This window comes from Desulfurella amilsii (assembly GCF_002119425.1).
Taxonomy (GTDB): Bacteria; Campylobacterota_A; Desulfurellia; order Desulfurellales; family Desulfurellaceae; genus Desulfurella; species Desulfurella amilsii.
The window spans coordinates 1-589 of record NZ_MDSU01000009.1; the positions used below are offsets into that span (position 1 = coordinate 1).

Sequence of the window (589 nt, forward strand, 5' to 3'; positions counted from 1 at the left end):
TTTATGGGCGGAGAAAGATGAGTTAAAGTTTCCAATAGCAATTGTTGAAACAGAAAACGGAAAAACAAGCATTATAAAACATACAGAAATTGCTTGTAGTTCAAGAAATTTGCGTATTTTAGAAAACAATCATACAAATGAATACAGCGGAATAAAAATAAAATGGATAACTTCTAAAAAAGCAACATTAGTTGAGCTATTTTATGGAGTAGAGTGGTAGGAGGTATATTTATGGAATGGGAAAAATTTAATCCAAAAGAAATTAAAAGTATTGCTGAAAAAGCGTATAAAGAAGGCAATCTAACTGTTAAATATTTTATCATATTTTATATAAAAAACCACTTGACAAATACATATTTTGGTGTATAATATAAGTATGTATAAGATTGGTCAGTTTTCAAAGCTTACAGGTATATCAATACCGACTTTAAGAGCATGGGATAAAAAAGAAATATTGAAACCAGAGTTCAAAACACAACATGGAGAAAGAAGATACAGTGATGCTCAACTACAGAGTATACTGCAGAAGAAACCAGATACATTACGTATTAATATAGGTTATGCAAGAGTAAGTTCAAAAAAGCAAGAA

3 protein-coding genes are annotated in these 589 nt (G+C 29.2%); all 3 read left to right on the plus strand.

Annotated elements, in window-relative coordinates; genetic code table 11:
• The coding region (locus DESAMIL20_RS10430) for a hypothetical protein (RefSeq protein WP_158090485.1) at positions 1-220 on the plus strand (220 nt) is incomplete at its 5' end.
• 11 nt (positions 221-231) lie between these two features.
• Positions 232-369, plus strand: a complete 138-nt coding sequence (locus tag DESAMIL20_RS10435; protein ID WP_158090486.1) for a hypothetical protein — start codon at positions 232-234, stop codon at positions 367-369.
• Positions 370-376: 7 nt separating this feature from the next.
• Positions 377-589 (plus strand): MerR family DNA-binding transcriptional regulator (locus tag DESAMIL20_RS02055; protein ID WP_143340226.1); only part of this gene is annotated, 213 nt, incomplete at its 3' end.